Source organism: Oceanobacter sp. 1_MG-2023, from assembly GCF_030689025.1.
GTDB lineage: Bacteria > Pseudomonadota > Gammaproteobacteria > Pseudomonadales > Oceanobacteraceae > Oceanobacter.
Genome location: NZ_JAUYWA010000070.1, coordinates 1 through 597, shown reverse-complemented (window position 1 = coordinate 597; position 597 = coordinate 1). Strand labels below are relative to the sequence as shown.

The following is a 597-nucleotide window of genomic DNA, read 5'->3' as shown; positions in this document are numbered from 1 at the left end:
TGATGGCGCCTATGTGGTGACCTGGTACGGAAGGGATAGCGACGGTGATTGGTCGATCTTTGTGCAGGCCTTTGATGCTGACGGCTTCTTAAACGGTGCCACGGTACAGTTGGAAGCACTGGATAATATCACCGGTGATGACTATCTGCCTCAAATTACCGCCGTGGGCACTGATGGCGCCTATGTGGTGACCTGGTCTGGTGAGGATAGCGACGGTGATTGGTCGATCTTTGTGCAGGCCTTTAACGCCTATGGTTCCTTCAACGGTGACACAGTACAGCTGGAAGCGCTGGGTAAGACCAACGGTGATGACGAAAGTCCTCAAATCACTGCGGTGGGCACTGATGGCGCCTATGTGGTGACCTGGTACGGTGATGATAGCGACGGTGACACTTCGATCTTTGTGCAGGCGTTTAATGCCGATGGCTCTGTCAACGGTGACACAGTACAACTGGAAGCACTGGGTAAGACCAGTGGGTATGATGGGTACCCTCAAATCACTGCGGTGGGCAGCGATGGTGCCTATGTGGTGACCTGGTACGGGGCTGATAGTGACGGTGATTATTCGATCTTTGTGCAGGCGTTTAATGCCGATGG

At 53.6% G+C, this 597-nt stretch carries 1 protein-coding gene; it reads left to right on the top strand.

Annotated features, from left to right (window positions below):
• Positions 1-597 (top strand): hypothetical protein (locus tag Q8W22_RS16655; RefSeq protein WP_305453128.1); only part of this gene is annotated, 597 nt, incomplete at both ends.